This window comes from Streptomyces sp. NPDC059785 (assembly GCF_042732375.1).
GTDB lineage: Bacteria > Actinomycetota > Actinomycetes > Streptomycetales > Streptomycetaceae > Streptomyces.
The window spans coordinates 15,575-36,924 of sequence record NZ_JBHWHV010000081.1 but is presented as its reverse complement, the minus strand read 5'-3'; the positions used below and the strand labels follow the sequence as shown (position 1 = coordinate 36,924).

The window sequence follows — 21,350 nt, the reverse complement described above, 5'->3', positions numbered from 1 at the left end:
GGCAGGGGCGGCTCCGGGCCGCCCCTGCCAGTGCCGCTTCAGTCGTCGGGGTGTCCCTCGGCGGTCCGCTTGTTGGCGGGCAGGCTCGGTGTGATCGGGTCGCCCGTGCCGCCGGAGGTGCCTTTCGAGGTGTCGAAGTCGTCCTCGATGTCCTGCTGCTTGATCTCCTCGAGCGCCTCTTCGGTCGCTGTCCTGGTCGGCTTATTGCGCCTCAGCGGGCGCGGCAGGATATTGCGCATGTGCCGCGAGTACCCGGTCATCCGCGGTTCAAGGCCGGGGAATTCCGGGGACGGGCGGACCTCATTCGGAATGCGCGGGCGCGTGCGGTTCCCGTTCCGGGGGCGGTTCCCGTTCCGGGGGCGGTTCCCGTTCCGGGGGCGGGTTCCGTTCCGGGGGCGGGTTCCGTTCCGGGAGCGGGTTCCGTTCCGGGTCCGGGTCCGCGAGGGTCTCCTCGCGCAGCCGGTCGTAGCAGCCGCTGAGCAGCCGGGAGACGTGCATCTGCGAGATGCCGAGCTGCTCGGCGATCCGGCTCTGCGTCATCCCGCGGAAGAACCGCAGGTAAAGAATGGTCTGTTCGCGCTCGGGCAGCGCCCGGAGACCTGGTTTGACGGCCTCGCGGTCCACCACCAGGTCGAAGCCGGCATCGGGCGCGCCGAGGGCGTCGCCCAGCGCGTACCCGTCGTCACTGCCCGGCAGTTCGGCGTCCAGGGACAGGGCGGTGAAGCTGTCGAGGGCTTCGATGCCGGCCCGCACCTCGTCCTCGCTGAGCTGCGCCTCGGCCGCGATCTCGGCGATGGTGGGCCGCCGCCCGGGGATCGTCCGGGCCAGCTCCTTGGACGCCGTACGGACGCGATTGCGCAGGTCCTGCACCCGCCGGGGCACGTGCAGCAGCCACATGTGGTCCCGGAAGTGCCGCTTGATCTCTCCGGTGATCGTCGGGATCGCGTAGCTCTCGAACACGTTGCCGCGGCCCGGGTCGTAGCGGTCGACGGCCTTCACCAGGCCGAGGGCCGCGACCTGGCAGAGGTCCTCGGCGGATTCTCCGCGGCCGCGGAACCGGCCCGCGATGCGCTCGGCCATCGGCAGCCAGGCCCGTACCAGTTCGTCGCGCAGCCGCTGCCGGTCGGGGCCCCGCGGAAGGCGCACCAGACGCTCGAATGCCGCGGCGGTGTCGGGGGCGTCGTCGTGCGGGTGCTGTTTCGTTCTGCCCGTGACGTGCATGACACGGCAACTCCCTTCGAAAGGGAAGCACTAAGGGCCCGATTCCCGCCGCCCGGAACAGCGAAACAATGCGCGACGGGTTTACTGTGGGCGACCTTTCAACCCTTTTGAGTAACCTGCCGGGAATTCATTCACCACCTCTTCAGGATAAGCGCGTGCGCCGGATCGCGTATCGCCGCGCCTTTTCCACGGAAAGCCGCGCGGGAAGCGTCCGCGCCGGCCGGGAGGCAGGTGCTCAACCAGTCTCCGCCGTCCGTCACTTGGGGCCGCCCGCCCCGCTGAGCTGGGGCGTTGTTACGGTGCACCGATGTCTGACTCCTCACGCAACACCGCCGCGGGCGCCGGCTGGGGCACCGGTGAACGCGGCTCGTACAAGAGCCTGATGCCGGAACGGGTCGAGAAGCTGTCGTGGCTGAACCCGAGGACCCTGTGGCCCGCCCGCAACGGCGTGCTGGCCTCGTGGTTCGGCGACCCCACGGGACACACCCGGGACCGCTGGGTGGCACAGCGGCGGGCCGACGGCGCCCCCGCCGACCTGGTGATCGGACGCGACGACCCGGACCGCTTCTCGTTCATGGTCATCGGCGACACCGGCGAGGGCGACGAGCCGCAGTACGCGGTCGTCCCCGGCTTTCTGAGGGCGAGTCAGGACACCCGCTTCACCGTGCTGGCCAGTGACGTGATCTATCCGGTCGGCAGCTCCGACGACTACGGCACCAAGTTCTTCCGCCCGTACCGGGACTACCAGGCGCCGATCTACGCGATACCCGGGAACCACGACTGGTACGAGGACCTCCAGGGGTTCATGCGCGTCTTCTGCGACGCCCCCGCCCTGGCCGCAGCGGAGCGGCCCCGCCCGTTCACGCGCGCGTGGCTGCGGTCGCTGCTGTGGCACCGGGGGAAGCCCGTCGACGAACAACGCCTCGCCGGGGCCCGGCGGATGCGCGCCGCCGAGGCCCAGCAGGCCGTCCAGCCGGGCCCCTACTGGGCCGTCGACGCGGGACCGGTGCGGATCATAGGCATCGACACCGGGCTGCTCGGCACCGTCGACGCCGAGCAGGGCCGCTGGCTGCGCGAGGTGTCCCGGGGCGACCGCCCCAAGATCCTCGTCACCGGCTCCCCGCTGTACGTGGACGGCGAGCACCACCCGTGCCCCATCGAGGGCGGCGGCACCGTCGACGACATCGTCCGCGACCCCGCCCACCGCTTCGTCGCCGCGATCGGCGGGGACATCCACAACTACCAGCGCTATCCGGTACGGGTCGCCGGGCGCACCATCCAGTACGTGGTCTCCGGGGGCGGCGGCGCCTTCATGCACGCCACCCACACCATTCCCCGGGTCTCCGTCGCGGGGGTCACCGAGGACGAGTTCCGCTGCTACCCGCTGCGCGGCGACTCGCTCGCCTTCTACAGCGGGCTCTACGGGCGCCGGCTGCGGCTGCGCCGCTTCTTCACCCTCACCGAGGCCGAGGCCACCGCCGTCATCGCCGAGCGGCTCGGCATCGGGCCGACGCGCCGCCGGCAGGACCCGGCCCGGGTCACCCGGCGGGTCAGGCTCGTGGCCGCGCTGCTCGGCACGGGCCGCAGGCCCGACAAGGGCGCGCGGTTCCGGCTGCCCGTGCGCAAGGCGTACACCCAGCTCTTCTCGCCCGGCTCGGCCACGTACAGCCCGCCGTTCTTCAAGTCCTTCCTGCGGCTGGACGTGACGCCCGACGCGGTCCGGCTGCGCTGTTTCTCGGCGACCGGCAACCTCGAGCAGGAGCTCGCCCCGCCGGTGGAGGACGAGGTGACCATCCCGCTCCAACCCGCCAGCATCCCCCTCCCTGAGTGAAACGGAACACTACTGTCCGTTTTCTGTCCGGTATCCAACCGAAGCGTTCACAGTGACCACTGATAATTTGTGGGGGCCGCGATGTACCGGAAGGTCGGGGAGGGGGGCTCGCAGCCGCGTGCGCGGCAGCTGCATCTACCCGCGCGAGCAAGGCTGAGTGCGGAGGGAGACGCAGGCATGTCCAGGGCGAGGCAGCGAATACGGGGGACGAGCCCGGGGGTGGGCCGGCGCCCGGGATCCGGTCATGGCTAGGCCCGAGGAAGGCAGCGGCCCGCGCCGCCGTACGCCTGACCAGGAGCTACCGGAAACCGACCGCCGTCCGGCCGGTTCCGGCCCCGACGCGGCGGCCGAGCCGTCGCACCCGTCGCGCGGGAGCGGCGAGGACACCGGCGGCGGCGTACGGGGCGAGGTGGCGCGGCCGCGCGTCGACCCCGAGGAGACCATGGCGATACGGGTCCCCAAGGACCCGACGGACCCTCAGAAACCCAAAACTTCGCAAAGTCCGCGGAGCCCCGGCGAGCCGCTTCGCCCCGGGGCCCCGCTGAACCCACGGCGTCCCGAGGACCCGTCGGAGGCACGGCGCCCCGGAGAGCCGGCCCGGCCGCGGCGCCCGGAGAACCGGGACCGCCCCGCACGCCGGGACCGTCCGGCGGAACGGGACCACTCGGAACGCCCCGACCGCCGGGACGATCCCGGGACCGCCGCCCCAAAGGCGCCCGCCGGTCCGGAGGCCACCATGGCGCTCCGGGTCCCCGGCGATCTGAAGGCCGCCGCCGCCAGGGCCGCCGCCTTCCGCGCCGCGACCTCCAGGCCGGGCACCGCCGAAGCCCCGGGCCGGGGCACCGGGCAGGCGGGGCGCGGCAAGCCCGGCCCCGAGGGCCCTGAAAGTTCCAAGGGGCCCAAGGAACCCAGGGGTTCCAAGGGTTCCAGGGGTTCCAAGGGTTCCAGGGGTTCCAGGGGCGGAGACGCCGACTCCGGAGCCCGTACCGCCGCCGGGTCCGAGGCCACCGGCACCCCCGCCGACCCCGAGCACACGATGGCGCTCCGGGTGCCGGAAGTGCCCCCGGAGCCCGTCAAGCCGATCGAGCCGCGCACCGGTCCCCGGCGCAAGCCCTCCGAGCCCTCTCCGCTGCGCAAGGCCGTCTCGGCCCGGCTGGAACCCGTCCTCGAGGGCATCGGCCCGCTCGCCCGCCGGATGCGGCCGCGCTACCCCCGCCCCGGCCGCAGCGGCTGGCGGCGCTGGCTGCCGTCCTGGCGGCAGTGGCTCGGCGGCTTCGCGACGGCCTTCGCCGTGATCGCCTCCCTGCTGGGCATCGCCTACGCCAACACGGAGATCCCGGAGAACCTCAACACGTACGCCACCCAGCAGGACAACGTCTACTTCTGGTCGGACGGGACGCCCATGGCGCGGACCGGCTGGGTGCAGCGCCAGGAGATGCCGCTCAAGGACATCCCGGCCCAGGTGCGCTGGGCCGTGCTGGCCGCGGAGAACGAGAGCTTCTACTCCGACCCCGGCATCTCCGTCAGCGGCATCGGCCGGGCGCTGTGGCGCACGGTCGGCCAGGGCGACACCCAGGGCGGTTCCACGATCACCCAGCAGTACGTCAAGAACGTCTACCTGTCCCAGGACCGCTCGGTCGGCCGCAAGCTCACCGAGGCCATGATCGCCATCAAGCTCGACCAGCAGATGAGCAAGGACCAGATCCTGGAGGGCTACCTCAACACCAGTTGGTTCGGCCGCGGCACCTACGGCATCCAGCGGGCCGCGCAGGCGTACTACGGCAAGGAAGTCAACGAGCTGAACGTCAGCGAGGCCGCGTTCCTCGCGTCGCTGCTGAAGGGCGCCGGCCTCTTCGACCCCTCCCTGAGCGACGCCAACCACGACCGGGCCGTGGAACGCTGGTCGTGGATCCTCGACCGGATGGTCAAGACCGGCAAGCTGTCGCCGGAGCAGCGGGCGAAGTACAAGAAGTTCCCCGAGCCGCTGAAGCAGTCCCAGGTGTACGACACCGGCCACCAGAGCGACTACCTCGTCGAGCTGGCGACCCAGTACGCCAAGAAGACCGCGAACATCTCGGACAAGGACTTCGACCTCGGCGGCTACCAGATCTACACCACCTTCGACCGCACCCGGGAGGACGAGCTCACCGAGGCCGTGACCAAGGCCCGCAAGGAGGCGAAGGCCAAGGACCCCGACCAGGCGAAGACCGCGCACTACGGGGCCGCCTCGATCGCCGACGACGGCCGCATCCTCGCCGTCTACGGCGGTCCGGACCACCGCAAACAGGGCTTCAACGAGTCCAACGCGACGACCGTCCCGGCCGGTTCGGCGTTCCTGCCGTTCGTCTATGCCGCCGGTCTGGAGCACGGGGTCACCAAGGAGCGGGACGGGTCGCCCGTGCCGGTCGGGCCCGACTCCGTCTACGACGGCGACGACGACGTGCCGGTGACCACCCCCGAGGGCCCCTACTGGGACCGCAGCGGCAAGAAGGTCGCCGGCCACAACGACGGCGGCAAGTCGTGGGGCGACATCTCCCTGCACAAGGCGCTCGCCAACTCGGTCAACACGCCCTTCATGCAGCTCGGCATGGACACCGGGCTGGTGAACGTGCGGCAGACCGCCCAGGCGGCCGGGCTGCTGTCGTCCAGCATGGGACCGCAGGTGCCGCAGCTCTCGCTGGGCAGCTCGACGCCCAGTGCCATCCGGATGGCCAGCGCCTACGCCACGTTCGACGCCGAGGGGTCGCACACGGAGCCGTACTCGGTGCGGCGGATCACGCGCAACGGCACCAAGGTGGCGCTCAAGACGCCCGGTGCGCACCGGGCGGTCAAGTCCGAGGTCGCCGGGCAGGTCACCGAGGCGCTCCAGGAGTCCTTCCAGACCCAGCATCCGGGCGCGGCGCCCGCCACGGCCGGGGTCGCGGGCAAGGGCGGCAGCAACGACAAGGACACGGCCTCCTGGTACGTCGGCACGCACCGGTCGGTGTCGACGGCGGTCGTCGTCTACCGCATGGATCTGACGAAAAGTCTCGAACCACTGCCCCTGAAGGGATTGGCCGGCTCGTCCGGCAGCGTCCCCTACGGCATCTGGTCGAGCGCGATGAGTCCGCTCGGCTGACGCGCGGGCGACAACGGCATCAACCCCCCTCCATTCTCCCTCCTCGAAGAATGCGCCACCGATGAACTCCAACGCTCACCGCCGTCGCCGCAGACGACGCAGTAAGGACCTCCTCGACCGGCTCAAGGAACGCCCCGCCGTCCTCGCCGCAGTGATCGCCTTCGTCGTCCTGTGCGTCACCGTGCCCCTGGTCGTGCTGTCCGGCGGGGACGGGACCTCCCCGAACGGGACCACCTCGGCGAAGTCCTCCGGCGGGACGGGATCCGCGAAGAACAACCAGGAACCCCAGTGGGACGGCAAGACCAAGGTGATCGGGGACGGTTCCACCTCGTACACCGGGCCGCAGAAGGACGACTTCAAGGCGGAGCCGCTGAAGCCGGGCGAGAAGCCGCCCCAGTTCGTCGTCTTCTCCTGGGACGGCGCCCTGGAGGGCGACGACAAGCTCTTCTCGCACTACCGGGAGCTGGCCAAGGAGTACAACGCCCACATGACGTTCTTCCTGACCGGCATCTATCTGCTGCCCAAGGACAAGAAGACGCTCTACCACGGGCCGATGCACGACGCCGGGGACGCGGCGATCAGCTACCCGACCGACGAACACATCCGCACCACCCTGGAGCAGCTCACCCAGGCGTGGGAGGAGGGCAACGAGATCGGTTCGCACTTCAACGGGCACTTCTGCGACGCCAAGGGCGGCGGCGACTGGAGCGTCGCGGAGTGGAAGAGCGAGATCAAGCAGTTCTACTCGTTCGTGGAGAACTGGAAGACCAACACCGGCTACACGGACATCTCGCCGCTGCCCTTCGACGCGGAGAAGGAGATCGTGGGCGGCCGGGCGCCGTGCCTGGAGGGCCAGAAGAACCTGCTCAAGGCAATCAAGGACTTCGACTGGCGCTACGACGCGAGCTCCGCGGGCGACTTCCAGATCTGGCCCACCAAGAAGGACGGCATCTGGGACTTTCCGCTCCAGATGCTCCCGTACGAGGGCGGCAAGTACCAGGGCCTGTCCATGGACTTCAACTTCCTCTACAACCAGTCCGACGGTGAGACGGACGGCGATCCCTCCCAGTACGCCGCCTGGCAGCAGGAGACCGTCGACTCCTATCTCGCCGGCTTCAACCGGGTGTACTACGGCAGCCGGGCGCCGCTGTTCATCGGCAACCACTTCGAGGACTGGAACGGCGGCATCTACATGAAGGCCATCGACGAGGTCATCAAGAACGTGTGCGTGCGCAAGGGGGTGCAGTGCGTGTCGTTCAAGGAGCTCGCCGACTGGATGGACGCGCAGAAGCCCGAGACGCTGGAGCGGCTGCGCAGCCTCGACCCGGCGCAGTCGCCCGACTGGTCGACCGTCGTGCAGTAGGCCGGGCGGGGCTCACCCCGGACTCCCGGGGTGAGCCGTGTGGTCCGGGTGGCCCGCGGTGCGCCGGGCCTCCTTCATCTCCGCCTCGAAGAGGTGGTCGCGCCCCTGGACCAGCTCGTCCCGCGCCCGGCGCTCCACGGCCTTGAAGGGCTCGTAGTAGGTGGCGTCGTAGGCCTCCACGATCTGGAACGTCCAGTGGTCCGGGATCACGTTGCGGCCGAGGATCTCCCGCTCCACCCGGTCGGCGTGGGCCGTGTGGCCGGCCTTGCGCAGCAGTTCCACCGCCCGGTCGAGTTCCAGGTCGGCGCTGCCGGTGAGCTGGTGGAAGGAGTACAGGTGGCCGCGGGCCCGTTCGGTCGTCTCCAGCGCCTTCGACAGGGCGCCGAGCGCCTCCACGGTGGTGTCGTTCACACCGTCGGGGCGCCGGTGGGCTCTGTCGGGACCGGGCTCGGCGCCGGTCCCGTGGTCGTGTCGCGGATCGGTCATGGATCACCCTGTATCCGCGACACGGCCTCTCATACCGGCCCGCGCCGCCGGATGCTCCGCTCGGCGGCACCGGGCATACCTGCGATCCGACCGGGCACACCCGTGATCCGACCGGGCATACCCGTGATCCAGTGGGAACCCGTAAGGGTCGTACGCCCGCAAGAGCGTGTGGCCGCCGGTCGGCCACCGAGGGAAGAGGTGATCATGAGCATTCCGCCGAACGATCCGGTGCCGCCCAGCCCGACGCCCGCGCCGGGGCCCACCGATCCGCAGCCGGGTCCGGCGCCCGGTCCCGTGCCCGTGCCCGCGCCCGATCCGGTGCCGCCGAGCCCGCCGTCGCCGGGCGGCCCCGATCCCGTACCGCCCGCGCCGCCGCAGCCCGGCGGGCCCGATCCGATGCCGCCCGTGCCGCGGCCGGGGCCGGTGTCGGAGCGGCCGGCCGGGTGACGGCGGCGGGGCGCCGGGGCCGCGTCAGTGCGGCGGGCGCGTGCGGGTCCTGGCCGTCTCGGCCGGGTCGTCGCGTCCGCCGGCGCCCAGCAGGCCCGTCTCCCGGAAGGGCTCGCGCGCGGAGAGCCGGGGCAGTTCCCGCCGGGAGATACGGGTGACGATCGGCGGCAGGGTGGCGCGCCCGATCTGCGCGAGGCGCAGCCAGCCGGGTACGTACACCGCCCGGGAGCGGCGCTCGACGGCCGTGACCAGCCGCTCGGCCACCTGCTCCACGGGATACACCTTCCGGGCGGGCGGCGGCATGTGGCGGCGCAGCTCCCGCAGCACGGCGTGCTGGTCGGCGTCCCGGATCATGTCGGTGTCGGTCCAGTTCAGGTAGGCGATGCCGACGGCGATCCCCTGGTGGGCGACCTCGGCCTGGAAGGCGTGGGCGAAGGACTCCACGCCCGCCTTGGAGGCGCAGTAGGCGCTCATCATCGGGGAGGCGCCGAGGGCGGCCAGGGAGGCGACCTGGAGGTGGTAGCCGCGGGTCGCCACCAGGTCGGGCAGGAAGGCCCGCGCGGTGTTGGCGCTGCCGATCAGATTCGTCTCGACGACGCGGCTCCACGTCGCCGGGTCCGTCTCCTGGAAGGGCCCGCCCTCGGCGATCCCGGCGTTGGCGACGACCACGGAGGGCACGCCGAAGCGGGTACGGATGTCGGCGGCGGCCCGCCCGAGGACCCCGACGTCGGTGACGTCGGCCTCCCACCAGCCGGTCCGGCCGGGCAGGGTCGCGGCGGTCTCGGCGAGCGCCTCGGGCTGGCGGCCCAGGAGCACCACGTCGGCGCCCCGCTCGGACAGGTCGCGGGCCATGGCGGCGCCGAGGCCGCGGGCGGCTCCGGTGACGACCGCGACACGGCCCACGAGCGGGCTCGTACGGCTCGGGGGAACAGACGGCATGTCTCGCACACTAACCGCCCCGCGCCGCACCGGCCTGCGGACGCCGGCCGCGGACCGTACGGAACCGGATCCGCAAAAGACGCGTGAAGCGGGCGTGGGTGGAAACCTGGGTGCAGCCGTAACGGAATGCGCCCGGCCGCCGAGGCCGGGTGGCCGAGCCCTGCTGGAGAGGTTGCATGGCGGTTCGTCACCAGCTCGTCAGGACGCCCCCCGACGTCGTGTGGTCCGTCCTCGCCGACCCCACGGCCTACGGCCGCTGGGTGGTCGGCACCGCCGAGACCGAACCCTGCGACGGGCACTGGCCCGAGGTCGGGGCGTCGCTCAGCTTCGATGTCCGCCTCGGACCGCTGACCTTGAGCAACAGGACGGTCGTCCGCTACAGCGACCCGCCCCGGGAGCTCGGCCTCGAGGCGCACTCCGGGCCCCTGGGCACCGCCCGGATCGCCCTGACCGTGCAGCCCTGGGGCGACGACACGCTGGTCGTCGCCGACGAGCATCCGCTGCGGGGCGCGGGCGGCTCCCTGCACAATCCGCTCTTCGAGGTACTGGTCCAGCTGCGCCACCGCACCATGCTCGGCCGGCTGGCGAAGCTCTGCGAGGACCGCCACCGGCGCGCGGGCCGGGCGCCGGCCCCCGCCGCGCCCCGGTGAACCGGTCGCGGGACGCCGCGCCCGCCGAGGCGCACAGCAGACGGTGAACAGGAGGCAGTCATGCCGGACGCGGTGGTGATCGGTGCCGGGCCCAACGGTCTGGTCGCGGCCAACCTGCTGGCCGACGCGGGGTGGAGCGTCGAGGTGCTGGAGGAGCAGAGCGAACCGGGCGGCGCCGTCCGCCACGACCGCGGGGTGCACCCCGACTTCGTCAGCGACGTCTTCAGCTCCTTCTACCCGCTGGCCGCCGCGTCGCCGGTGATCGCGGGGCTGCACCTGGAGCGCGAGGGGCTGCGCTGGAGCCACGCCCCGTACGTGCTCGCCCATCCGCTGACCGACGGCCGCTGCGCCGTCCTGGGCCGTGCCCTCGACGACACCGCCGACGCCCTGGACGTGTTCGCCCCTGGCGACGGCGACGCCTGGCGGGAGCTGCACGAGGTGTGGGAGCGGCTGCGGCCCGGCATCGTGGACGCCCTGTTCACGCCGTTCCCGCCGGTGCGCGCGACCGCCCGGCTGGCGGCGCGGCTGCGCGGCGCGGGCGGGCTGCGGCTCGCCAGGTCCCTGGTGCTGCCGGTGCGGCGGCTCGGCGAGGAGGAGTTCACCGGCGCGGGCGGCAGGCTGCTGCTCGCCGGGAACGCCCTGCACGCCGACCTCGCGCCCGAGGCCGCGGGCAGCGGCGGCTTCGGCTGGCTGATGTCCATGCTGGGCCAGACGTACGGGTTCCCGGTGCCGGCCGGCGGGTCCGGGGCGCTGACGCACGCGCTGGTGCGCCGGCTGCGCGGGCGGGGCGGCACGGTCCGCTGCGGCGACCGCGTCGAGGAGGTCGTGGTGCGCGGCGGCCGGGCCGCCGCCGTGCGCACGGCGTGCGGCGAGACGGTCCCGGCCCGCCGTGCCGTGCTCGCCGACGTCTCGGTGCCCGCGCTGTACGGCGGGCTCGTGGACGAGAGCCATCTGCCGGGGCAGCTCCTCGATGACCTGCGCCGGTTCCAGTGGGACTTCGCGACGTTCAAGGTGGACTGGGCGCTGGACGGGCCGGTCCCGTGGACCGCCGCGCAGGCCGCGTCGGCGGGCACCGTCCATCTCGCGGACGGGGTGGACGAACTGACCCGGTTCGCCGCGCAGAACGCGATGCGTCTGGTACCGGACCGCCCGTTCTGTCTCTTCGGGCAGATGACGACGGCGGACCCGACGCGCTCCCCGCTGGGCACGGAGTCCGCGTGGGCGTACACGCACGTTCCGCACGAGGTCGCCGGGGACGCGGGCGACGACGGGCTGACCGGCAGCTGGGACGAGCGGGAGCGGGAGCTGATGGCGGACCGGGTGGAGGCGCAGGTGGAGCGGTTCGCGCCGGGGTTCAGGGCGCTGGTGCGCGCCCGCCGGGTGCTGGCCCCGCCGACGCTCCAGGCCATGAACGCCAATCTGTGCGGCGGCGCCATCAACGGCGGGACCGCCGCGATGCACCAGCAGCTCGTCTTCCGGCCGCTCGCGGGCACCGGGCGCCCCGAGACGCCCGTGAAGGGGCTGTTCCTGGCCTCGGCCGGGGCGCATCCGGGAGGCGGGGTGCACGGGGCGCCGGGCGCGAACGCGGCACGCGCCGCGCTGCGCGGCGGCGCCTTCCCCAACGGTCTGACGTGGGCTCAGCGGGCCCTGACCCGCCGCGACCGCAAGGGGGACAGAGCCCGGTCGCGACCCTGATCACGGGCGGACGGAGCCCGGATCCGGCGCCATGGCATGCTGGAACACAGATCATGATCATGACGGCGGAGGAGGGCGTGCGGCAGGGTGAGCGAACGGACGGCGTTCAGCAGGGTGAAGTCGGCGACACGGCGGGGCCGGTCCGGCGCGTGGCCGGCCTGGACCGGCACCTGGGACCGGTTCGCGGCGTCCGACCCCGGGCTGCTGCGGCTCATGGCGGGACTGCGCACCGTGGGCGCCATCGCCCTCACCCTCGTGGTGCTCGCGCTGCTGCGGACCGATGTGACGCACATGGTGGCAGGGGCCATGACGGCCATGGTCTCCACCTTCGCCATCAAGGAGAAGGAGCGGGGCGCGCAGGCCGTCACGCTGCTGCTCGGGCTGCCGGTGGCGATCGCCGCGATGTCCCTGGGCGCGCTGCTGCACGCCCGGGTCGTGGCGGGCGACCTGTTCTTCCTCGCCCTGATCTTCACGGCCGTCTACAGCCGCCGCTTCGGTGACCGCGGCACCGCCCTGGGCCTGATCGGCTTCCAGGTCTACTTCGTCTCGCTGTTCGTGCAGGCCAGCTCCGCCGCGCTGCCGGGTCTCGCCGGCACCCTGGCGGTCGCCTTCCTGTGCAGCGCGGCGGTCCGCTTCGGTCTGGTGGCGGAGACGCCCGAGCGGATCCTGAGGCGGCTGCGGGAGGCGTTCCGGGCGCGGCTCGCCCAGCTCGTCTCCGCGCAGACGGACCTCCTCGACGCCGGGCCCGACCGGGTGGAGAAGGCCCTGGAGCAGGTACGCCGGCACACCGCGCGGCTGCACGAGACGGCCATGATGATCCAGGGCCGCCTGGAGGAGGGCACCAGCGACAGCGCGACCGCGGCGCTCGTGCAGCGCCGGATCGCGGACGCCGAGATCGCCGCGGAGCGGCTGGGCGTGCTGCTGCTCTCCGCGCGCAGCGCCGAGCGCGCCGACACCCTCACCCTGCATCTGCCGAACGCGCCGCTGCCCGCGCCCGGCGACCGGCTGCGGGCGCAGGACGACACCACGGCCACCCTGCGCCGGGACCTGGGCGCCCTGCGGCTGCTGGTCGTCCGCCCGGTCGGCGACGGCCGCGGGACCGCCGTCGCCCATGTGCGCAACCGTCTCCTCGGCTACCGCGACGAGGAGAACCTGCCGCGCGCCTCGGCCGCCGTGCAGGACGTCTTCCGCGGCATCGGCGAGACGGCCCGCGCCGTACTGGGCCTGCGGCTCGCCCTCGACGGGCCGCAGGACGAGTCCGACGACTCCCCCGCGACGACCCGGTCCCGGGAGGAGCTGGACGCCGAGGACGTCGCCATCGCCGGGGCCGAGGAGACCTCGCGGGACGAGGAGGAGGAGACCGGGCTGCGGCGCCCGACCACGCGGGCCGCCGTCCAGGTGTCGGCCGGGTCGGCGCTCGCCATCGTCGGCGGCGAGTTCCTGTCCAGCCAGCGCTGGTACTGGGCGGTGCTGACCTGCTGGGTCGTCTTCCTGAACACGGCGTCCACCGGCGAGATCCTGGTCAAGGGCTACCGGCGGCTGCTCGGCACCGTCTTCGGGGTGGTTGCCGGAGTCGTCCTGGCCGGCGTGGTCGGCAACCACACGATCGTCGCCTTCGCGCTGGTCCTGCTCTTCATCTTCGCGATGTTCTTCACCGCGCCGCTGTCGTACTCCCTGATGTCGTTCTTCGTGACGGCGATGCTGGGGCTGCTGTACACGCTGCTCAACACCTACAGCCCGGCGGTGCTCGTGCTGCGCATCGAGGAGACCGCGCTCGGCGCCGCCTGCGGGATCGTGGCGGCGGCGCTGATCCTGCCGGTGCACACCGACCGGCGTACCGACGAACTCCTCGCGACGGTGCTGAGCCGGCTCGGGGACGTGACCGGGGCGGCGGTGGAGCAGCTCAGCGGCGGTCCGGCGCTCGATCTGCTGGACCGGGCGCGGGACCTGGACACGGCCCTGGAGGATCTGCGGGCCTCCACCCAGCCGCTGACGCATCCGGTGACCCCGCTCAGGTCCCGGCGGGAGACCGTCCGCTATCTCGTCGCGCTCCTGGAGACCTGCGCGTACCACGCGCGTTCGCTGGCGGCGACGGCCGAACTGCTCCCGCACAGCAAGAGCGTGGCCGCCGACCCCCGGCTGAAGCGGGTCGGCCGGCGCATCGCCCACAACATCGAGGTCCTGCACGGGCACGTCGAGGACCAGAAGGAGCCCGGCGAGGTCGAGACCGGCGCGAGCCTCGCCTCGATGCTGGAGACCGACAGCCGGTCGGCGCCCCGGCACGACCGCGTGACCGGCCGCGTCCTGCGCCATCTGCAACGCCTGGACGAGGGCGTCGTGGGCCTGGCCCGTCCCCTCGGTGTCCCCGTCGCCACCCCGGAGGAGACCTCCCGCCGCACGGCCGCGGCGGGGTGAGCCCGGCCTCCCCCGTCGCTCCCGTCCCTCCCCCACCGGAGTGAGGCCCCGGCCCGCGGCGAGCCGGCCGGGGCGGCCAGGTGGGGTGGGGCCCCCTCGCTTCGGGGCGGTGGGCAGTGTAGACATGGCACATGGTCCGACTATTGGCTCGAACCCGGGCTCAGTCGACCCGCTGGCTCGACGGCCTGCGCGCACGGCGCGGGCAGGACGCCCCCCGCCGGGCGCGGGAGCCACGAGCGCGGCGGACGGCGCACGATCCGTCCGGGCAGCGCGGCACCGGGCACCGGCACGGGCCGGCCGCCGGGCGCTCCGGGCTGGGCGGGCAGCGGTCCGCGCAGAAAGCGCAGGGCGGGCAGCGGTCCGGACTGGGCGGGCGCAGCGTCGCGGGCCAGGTCTTCCTGCTGCACGTGGTGATCGTGCTGCTGCTCGTGGTGGCCGCCTCGGTCGCGCTGGTCCTCCAGGTACGGCACGACAGCACCGACGAGGCCCGCAATCGCTCGCTCGCCGTCGCCGAGACCTTCGCCGGCGCCCCCGGCACTCTGGAGGCGCTGCGCTCCCCCGACCCCACCGCCGCGCTGCAACCGAGCGCCGAGGCCGCCCGCAAGCGGTCGAAGGTGGACTTCGTCGTCGTGATGAACACCGACGGGATCCGCTACACCCACCCCAGGCCGGACCGGATCGGGAAGAAGTTCGTCGGCACCATCGGGCCCGCACTGGGCGGACGGGTCGTCGTCGAGGAGGTCGACGGGACCATAGGGCGCCTCGTGCAGGCGGTGGTGCCGGTGAAGGACTCCGACGGCACGGTGGCGGGCCTGGTGTCGGCGGGCATCACCACGGAGAACACGGGCGGCGTCGCGGACCGGCAGCTCCCGCTCCTGCTGGGCGCCGCGGCCGCCGCGCTCGCCCTCGCCCTCGGCGGCACGGCGCTGGTCAGCAGACGGCTGCGGCGCCAGACGCACGGCCTGGGCCCGTACGAGATGACCCGGATGTACGAACACCACGACGCGGTGCTGCACGCGGTCAGGGAGGGCGTGATCATCGCGGGCGGGGAGGGGCGGCTGCTGCTCGCCAACGACGAGGCGCACCGCCTGCTGGATCTGCCCGAGGACGCCGAGGGCCGCCATGTGCGCGAGCTCGGTCTCGACCCGGACACCACGGACCTGCTGGCCTCGGGGCGCATCGTCACGGACGAGGTGCACCTGGTCGGCGAGCGCCTGCTGGCGATCAACCAGCGGCCCACCGATCTGCGCGGCGGCCCGCCGGGCAGCGTCGCGACACTGCGCGACACCACCGAACTGCGGGCGCTGACAGGCCGCGCGGAGGCGGCGGGCGAACGCCTGAAGCTGCTGTACGACGCCGGGGTGGGCATCGGCTCGGGCCTCGACGTGACCCGTACCGCCGAGGAGCTGGCGGAGGTCGCGGTCCCCCGGTTCGCGGACTTCGCCACCGTGGACCTGGCCGAGGCGGTGCTGCGGGGCGAGGAGCCGCAGGCGGTCACCGAGCTGCGCCGTACCTCGCTCACCGGCGTCCGCGAGCACGCCCCGCTGTACCCGGTGGGCGCGCGGATCACCTTCGTGGCCTCCTCGCCGCAGGCCCGCGCCCTGGACACGGGACGCCCGGTCCTCGAACCCGACCTCACGGCGGCCCCCGGCTGGCAGGCCCAGGACCGCGAGCGCTCCGCCGAGGTGCTGCGGTACGGGATCCACTCGCTGATCGCGGTGCCGCTGCGCGTGGGGCACCTGGTGATGGGCGTGGTCACGTTCTGGCGGTCGGGCCGGCCCGAGCCGTTCGACGAGGAGGAACTCGCCCTCGCCGAGGAGCTGGTGGCCAGGGCCGCGGTCTCCATCGACAACGCCCGCCGCTACACGCGCGAGCACACCATGGCCGTGACCCTCCAGCGCAGTCTGCTGCCGCGCAAGCTGCCGGAGCAGAACGCCCTGGACCTCGCCCACCGCTATCTGCCGGCGCAGGCCGGGGTGGGCGGCGACTGGTTCGACGTACTGCCGCTGTCCGGTGCCCGGGTGGCGGTCGTGGTGGGCGACGTGGTCGGCCACGGACTGCACGCCGCGGCCACGATGGGGCGGCTGCGCACCGCGGTGCACAACTTCTCGGCCCTGGACCTGCCGCCTGACGAGCTGCTGTCGCTGCTGGACGAGCTGGTGGCCCGGATCGACCAGGACGAGGCGGCCGACAGCCACGGCGCGATCACCGGCGCCACCTGCCTGTACGCCGTCTACGACCCGGTCACCCGGCGCTGCACGGTGGCCCGCGCCGGGCATCCGCCGCCCGCGCTGGTCCGCCCCGACGGCGGCGTGGAGTTCCCCGAGGTGCCCGCGGGGGTGCCGCTCGGGGTGGGCGGACTGCCCTTCGAGGCGGCCGAGCTGGAGTTCGCGGAGGGCAGCCGTCTCGTGCTGTACACGGACGGTCTGGTCGAGGACCGGGAACGGGACATCGACACGGGCATCGAGGCGCTGGGCGCCGCCCTGGAGCGGTCCTGCGGGTCCCCGGAAGACATGTGCCAGGCGGTCCTTGACGCGCTGCGCCCGGCCCGGCCGAGCGACGACATCGCGCTGATCGTGGCCGGCACCCGGGCCCTGGGGCCCGGCCGGGTCGCCGACTGGGACGTGCCGGCCGATCCGGCGGCCGTCGGGGACGTGCGGGCCGCGGTCACCGCCCGGCTCACCGAGTGGGGGCTCGAGGACATGACCTTCACCACGGAGCTGGTCCTGAGCGAGCTGGTCACCAACGCGATCCGGTACGGCGGCAGCCCCATCCGCGTCCGCATCATCCGTGACCGCGCGCTCATCTGCGAGGTCTCCGACAGCAGCAACACCTCCCCGCACCTGCGCTACGCGGCGAGCACCGACGAGGGCGGGCGGGGCCTGTTCCTGGTGGCTCAGCTCGCCGAGCGCTGGGGCACCCGCTACACCCCGGCGGGCAAGGTCATCTGGGCCGAGCAGCCGCTGCCCTGAGCCGCCCGCGAGCCGTCCTCGGGGGCGACCACGCACGGTACATTTCCGCTCCTTTTGCGCATCGGCGCCGATGGGGTTTCCCTGGAAGTGGGAGGACGGTGACGCGGTTCTCCCGCAGCGAAGAACTTCGCATGTCTCTCGAAAGGGATGGTGGCATGTCTTCCACCGAGTTTCTGAACGAGACCACTGAAGTCCAGGGCGTGGACATCGAAGCCGCCCTCGACCCGGCGGAGGTCGACGGAACGTTCCGCGACAGCCGGGAGTGCGCGGCGCTCGCGCTGTCGGGCGCTGAGGGCAGCCTCCTTCTGTCTCCTCCGACGCCGCGGCCCAAGAAGAAGGGTTGACGGGAGGCAACTGAATGGATGAGTCAGGCACTCCGACCCAACTAGCGGGCGCTGTGCAGGACTTGGCCACGGAGGTGGTCTCCGCTCTCCGGAGCGGGGACCCCTTCCGGCTGTCGGGCCAAGTGGCGCACCGGGACGACACCGCTCCGGCCGCCGATCTGACCCTCGCCGCCGTGCGGGTGCTCGGAGCGGACGTACTGCTGCCGAACGTGCTGCGCCGCACCCCCACCGACCCCGACGACCTGGCCGTGGTGAGCCGGGCCGTGCACGCCTTCCCGCCGCCCGGCGGCGCCTCCCCGGCCTCGGCCTGGAGCCACTGGGCGCTGCGGACCACGCTGTCCCGGCTCGACGCCTCCCTGAACGGCGCGCCGGACGCGCACACCGAGCCCGGCGCGGACTGGCTCCAGGACACCTCCTGGCAGGTCCTCACCCGTCAACTCGCGGCGCTGGCCGCGCTCGCGGTGCCGGGCGACGACTCGGCGGTGACCCGCGCTGCGCGCGCCCGCCCGGTCGACGTCGCCCGCGGTTTCGTCCGCGCGGTCCGCCGCCGCGACTGGCTCCAGGCGGCCGGCGCGGGCCGCTGGCTGGTCCTCCTGGACGGCGTCCCGGACACCCTCGGCCTGGAGGGCGGTCTCGACTTCGTGGCGCAGATGAGCGGCGCGGACGCCCGGGTGGCACTGCACCTCCAGGCGGCCCGGCTGCTGCGGGCCGGAGTGCCGGTGTGACGGCGCGCGGCACACGGGAGGCGCGTGATGTGCGCGAGGCGCATGGCCTGCGGGAGACGCACGGCACGCGGGCGGCGCGTCCCGTGCGGAAGGTGGGCGAGGCCGCGCTGGACTGGGTCTTCGCCCACCGCGGCGAGTTCCGGCTCGACGAGGACGCGCTCGCCGTGCACGGCGATGTCAACGCGAGCTGGAAACCGCTGGGCGAGCTGGCCCAGGTCTGTGTCAGCGTGCGCCGGCACACCGCGCCGGACGAGCCGGTGCACCAGAAGGCGTCCGCCCTCCTGGAGTTCGCGTGGGAGGAGACCGGACGCGGCGCCCTCTTCCACGAGTTGCAGCGTCTGGAACCGTTCGCCACGTATCCGATGGAGGTGTACGCGGCGTTCGCCTCGGCCGGGCTGCGGCACCCGCGCTACGAGAGCGCCGCGGCCACGGTGGCCCGTACCCGCGGCTGGCGGATGACGGAGCAGGAGCCCAACCGGCGGCTCAGCGTGCTCAACTCCGAGCGGCGCAGCGGCATCCCGCCGCACGACGACGATCTGGCGGGCGCGCTGCGGCGCACCTGGCTGGGCGGGCTGCCCGAGCCGTGGACCTTCGAGCGCGCCGCCGGCTACACGCTCACCCACGTCGTCTTCCACCTGACCGACTGGGGGTACGTGCCGGACGGGCTGCCCCCGGACGTCGCGGCCTATCTCCGGCAGTGGCTGCCGCCCTGGCTCGACACCTGTCTGGAGCACGAGCAGTGGGATCTGACCTGTGAGCTGCTGGCGGTCGCGGCCAGTCTGCCGGGACCGCCCGACCGCGCGGTGCTGGCGGAGTCCTGGGCCGGGCTCGCGGCGGCGCAGGACGCCGCCGGTGCCGTACCGGAGATCGGTCCCGGACCCGGCGGCCGGGCCGCGGCCCCCGGCTTCCGGGCCTGTTACCACTCGACGCTGATGGCCGCCTTCGCCGCCGCGCTGACCGCCGACCGGCTGCGGCAGGACACAGGAGCAACGGTATGACCGACACCCGCCTCATACATCAGGTGGGCGTGCGGGCCATCGAGTGGCTGCACGCCCACCGCGACGGCTTCCGCCTCGAACCCGACGTCGATCCGGAGGTCGGCTACCTCGACCGTTTCAAACCGGTCGGCGAGCTGGCCCTCATCTGCAAGGTCCTCTTCCGCGAAGGGGTGGCCGGCTCCCGGCAGGCCGAGCTGGCCCGGCAGCTCCTCGACCACGCCTGGCGGCACACGCTGGACGGCGGCCGGTCGCTGGTGCGCGGTCAGCGCACCGAGCCGATATCCCCCGTCCCGTTCGAGGTGTACCTGCCGTTCTGGGAGCTGGGGCACAGCGAACCCGAGCTGGAGCGGGCGGTCCGGCTCAATCACCGGCTCGACAGCACGGCCGCCTTCGAGCTGCCGCCGACCCGCAGGCTCGGGCTCTCCGCGTTCCAGCGCCGCTTCGGTCTGCCGCCCCGGCCGCCGGAGGCCGAGGTCGTCGGCAGGACCTGGCTGGGCCGCACCCCCGAGCCCTGGTCGGTGGAGGGGCACATCGCCTACTCCGTCACGCACACCGTCTTCCACCTCACCGACTGGGGCGAGCACCCGGAGGGCCTGCCCGCCCCGCTCGCCGACTACCTCGCCACCTGGCTGCCGGTCTGGCTGGACGACTGGCTCGACCTGGAGCGCTGGGACCTGCTCGGCGAACTGCTGGTGGTCGACGCCTGTCTGCCCCGGCCCACCCTGGACGCACGGGCGTGGGCCGGGTTCGCCGCGGCGCAGCAACCCGACGGCGCGATGCCCGCGCTGCGCACCATGCCGCGGGGCGACCCCGAAGAGGTCTTCGACCTGGTCTACCACCCGACGCTGGTGGCCGCCTTCGCCTCCTGCGTCGCCACCTCCCGCGCGCTGGCCGACCTCGCGCACGTCCCGGCATGACGACCGCCCGCGCCGCCCGCTGGCCGGACACCTGCCCCGAGGACCCGTCGACGGCCCCGGCACCGCATCCGGAGACCGTGGACGAGCAGGCCGTGGACGAGCAGGCCGTGGACGAGCGGGCCGTACGGGAGCGGCTCGACGCCGCCGTCCGGGCCGTGGACGCGCCCGACGTCGTCTTCGCGCTCTCCCGGCACGGCCGCCGCACGGTGCGCTCAGGCGGCACCGGACCGCCCCCGCCGGTGCCACGGACCCGGCTGCGCTACGAGATCGGCTCGGCGTCCAAAACGTTCACCGGGCTGCTGCTGGCCCAGCTCACCCAGACCGGGCTGCTGTCCGGGGGCGAACCGGCCGCCGCGCTCCTCGCGCCCGGCCGGTGGCGCGGGGAGCGCGACCCGGTCACGCTCGCCCATCTGATCACCCACACCGCCGGCCTGCCGGGCCTGCCCGCCGACTTCTTTCCGCGGGCCCTGCCCACGCTGCGCACCAACCCGTACGCCGGTTACCCGGACGAGCGGGTGATCGCCGCCTTCCTGCGGCACCGGCGGCGCCACCGGCCCGGCACCCGCTGGCACTACTCCAACTTCGGGGTCTCCGTACTGGGGCACGCGCTGGCCGCGGCGACCGGCACGCCCTGGGAGGAGCTGCTGACCGGCCGGGTGCTCGGCCCGCTGCGGCTCGGCGAAACCGCCCTGCGGGCCGGCGGTCCGGGCACCGACGCGGTCGGGCACCGCGGGGACGGCACGACGCCCGTGCCCCCGCTGACCGTCGGCGGTTTCCAGGCGGCCGGCGCCGTCCGGGCCGTCCCGGACGATCTGCTGACCTTCCTGGAGGCCCATCTCGACCCGCGGGACATACCGCTGGCCGGCGCGCTGCGGGCGGTACGGCGGCCGGTGCTGCGGCGCGGCGTCGGGCACCGGCACGTGCACACCGTCGCCTGGTTCCAGCACCCGGCCGAGGGCGGCCCGCTGTACTTCCACGCCGGGGCGACCCTCGGCCAGCAGGCGTTCCTCGGCTTCCGCCCCGGCACCGGCACGGCACTGGCCGCGGTGTGCACCCGCCGCTTCCGCGTCCGCGACACGTTCGTGCGGACCGCGTACGAGGTGCTGGCGGAGGACTAGGGCGTGTTGCGAAAGTCCCGTCGTTCGTCCGACGGGCGGGCCGCGCGGCGTCAGGTGCGTGCTCCCGGCGTGCCGGGCGCAAGCCCTCGTACTGGACGTACTCGGGCTTTC

At 73.4% G+C, this 21,350-nt stretch carries 15 protein-coding genes and 1 pseudogene; 12 read left to right on the top strand and 4 right to left on the bottom strand.

What is annotated here, in order from left to right; genetic code table 11:
* Nucleotides 1-38: 38 nt before the first annotated feature.
* Both ACFV6E_RS38585 and ACFV6E_RS38580 read right to left on the bottom strand, forming a co-directional pair.
* On the bottom strand, nucleotides 39-239 hold the full coding sequence (locus ACFV6E_RS38585) for a hypothetical protein (protein ID WP_385468165.1): 201 nt from the start codon (nucleotides 237-239) through the stop codon (nucleotides 39-41).
* A gap of 196 nt (nucleotides 240-435) precedes the next feature.
* Nucleotides 436-1,221 (bottom strand): annotated as a pseudogene (locus ACFV6E_RS38580) (RNA polymerase sigma factor SigF); the annotation flags it as partial.
* Nucleotides 1,222-1,528: 307 nt separating this feature from the next.
* Between ACFV6E_RS38580 and ACFV6E_RS38575 the strand changes: the two are divergent.
* The 3 genes from ACFV6E_RS38575 (at nucleotide 1,529) to ACFV6E_RS38565 (ending at nucleotide 7,533) form a co-directional block, all read left to right on the top strand.
* Entirely contained in the window at nucleotides 1,529-3,052 is a 1,524-nt protein-coding gene (locus ACFV6E_RS38575) for a metallophosphoesterase family protein (RefSeq protein WP_385468162.1), read from the top strand.
* A 736-nt stretch (nucleotides 3,053-3,788) separates the two neighbouring features.
* Nucleotides 3,789-6,170, top strand: coding sequence for a transglycosylase domain-containing protein (locus ACFV6E_RS38570; RefSeq protein WP_385468159.1), 2,382 nt, complete (start codon nucleotides 3,789-3,791; stop codon nucleotides 6,168-6,170).
* Between the two features lie 61 nt (nucleotides 6,171-6,231).
* Nucleotides 6,232-7,533 (top strand): hypothetical protein, encoded by a 1,302-nt coding sequence (locus tag ACFV6E_RS38565; RefSeq protein WP_385174360.1) that lies wholly within the window; start codon nucleotides 6,232-6,234, stop codon nucleotides 7,531-7,533.
* Nucleotides 7,534-7,545: 12 nt separating this feature from the next.
* Here ACFV6E_RS38565 and ACFV6E_RS38560 read toward each other — a convergent pair whose 3' ends face one another.
* Both ACFV6E_RS38560 and ACFV6E_RS38555 read right to left on the bottom strand, forming a co-directional pair.
* A complete protein-coding gene (locus ACFV6E_RS38560; protein ID WP_385468156.1) occupies nucleotides 7,546-8,019 on the bottom strand; it encodes a hypothetical protein in 474 nt (157 codons plus the stop codon).
* Between the two features lie 471 nt (nucleotides 8,020-8,490).
* Nucleotides 8,491-9,405, bottom strand: a complete 915-nt coding sequence (locus ACFV6E_RS38555) for an SDR family oxidoreductase (RefSeq protein WP_385468153.1) — start codon at nucleotides 9,403-9,405, stop codon at nucleotides 8,491-8,493.
* A 176-nt stretch (nucleotides 9,406-9,581) separates the two neighbouring features.
* Between ACFV6E_RS38555 and ACFV6E_RS38550 the strand changes: the two genes are divergently transcribed.
* From ACFV6E_RS38550 to ACFV6E_RS38510, 9 genes are all read left to right on the top strand, one after another.
* Complete coding sequence (locus ACFV6E_RS38550) at nucleotides 9,582-10,055, top strand: SRPBCC family protein (RefSeq protein WP_385174352.1); 474 nt, start codon at nucleotides 9,582-9,584, stop codon at nucleotides 10,053-10,055.
* Nucleotides 10,056-10,115: 60 nt separating this feature from the next.
* Nucleotides 10,116-11,750: a phytoene desaturase family protein gene (locus tag ACFV6E_RS38545; RefSeq protein WP_385468150.1), complete on the top strand. Its 1,635-nt coding sequence runs from the start codon at nucleotides 10,116-10,118 to the stop codon at nucleotides 11,748-11,750.
* A 213-nt stretch (nucleotides 11,751-11,963) separates the two neighbouring features.
* The gene (locus tag ACFV6E_RS38540) at nucleotides 11,964-14,165 is read left to right on the top strand and encodes an FUSC family protein (RefSeq protein WP_385174373.1); all 2,202 of its coding nucleotides are present in this window, start codon (nucleotides 11,964-11,966) and stop codon (nucleotides 14,163-14,165) included.
* A 131-nt stretch (nucleotides 14,166-14,296) separates the two neighbouring features.
* Complete coding sequence (locus ACFV6E_RS38535) at nucleotides 14,297-17,137, top strand: SpoIIE family protein phosphatase (protein WP_385468147.1); 2,841 nt, start codon at nucleotides 14,297-14,299, stop codon at nucleotides 17,135-17,137.
* A 155-nt stretch (nucleotides 17,138-17,292) separates the two neighbouring features.
* On the top strand, nucleotides 17,293-17,481 hold the full coding sequence (locus ACFV6E_RS38530) for a hypothetical protein (protein ID WP_385177898.1): 189 nt from the start codon (nucleotides 17,293-17,295) through the stop codon (nucleotides 17,479-17,481).
* 14 nt (nucleotides 17,482-17,495) lie between these two features.
* On the top strand, nucleotides 17,496-18,206 hold the full coding sequence (locus tag ACFV6E_RS38525; protein WP_385177900.1) for a hypothetical protein: 711 nt from the start codon (nucleotides 17,496-17,498) through the stop codon (nucleotides 18,204-18,206).
* 29 nt (nucleotides 18,207-18,235) lie between these two features.
* The gene (locus ACFV6E_RS38520; protein WP_385468144.1) at nucleotides 18,236-19,204 is read left to right on the top strand and encodes a DUF6895 family protein; all 969 of its coding nucleotides are present in this window, start codon (nucleotides 18,236-18,238) and stop codon (nucleotides 19,202-19,204) included.
* Nucleotides 19,201-20,121, top strand: coding sequence for a DUF6895 family protein (locus ACFV6E_RS38515; RefSeq protein WP_385468142.1), 921 nt, complete (start codon nucleotides 19,201-19,203; stop codon nucleotides 20,119-20,121). The genes ACFV6E_RS38520 and ACFV6E_RS38515 overlap by 4 nt, the downstream gene beginning before the upstream one ends.
* A complete protein-coding gene (locus tag ACFV6E_RS38510; protein ID WP_385468139.1) occupies nucleotides 20,118-21,239 on the top strand; it encodes a serine hydrolase domain-containing protein in 1,122 nt (373 codons plus the stop codon). Before ACFV6E_RS38515 ends, ACFV6E_RS38510 begins: the two co-directional genes overlap by 4 nt.
* Nucleotides 21,240-21,350: the final 111 nt, after the last annotated feature.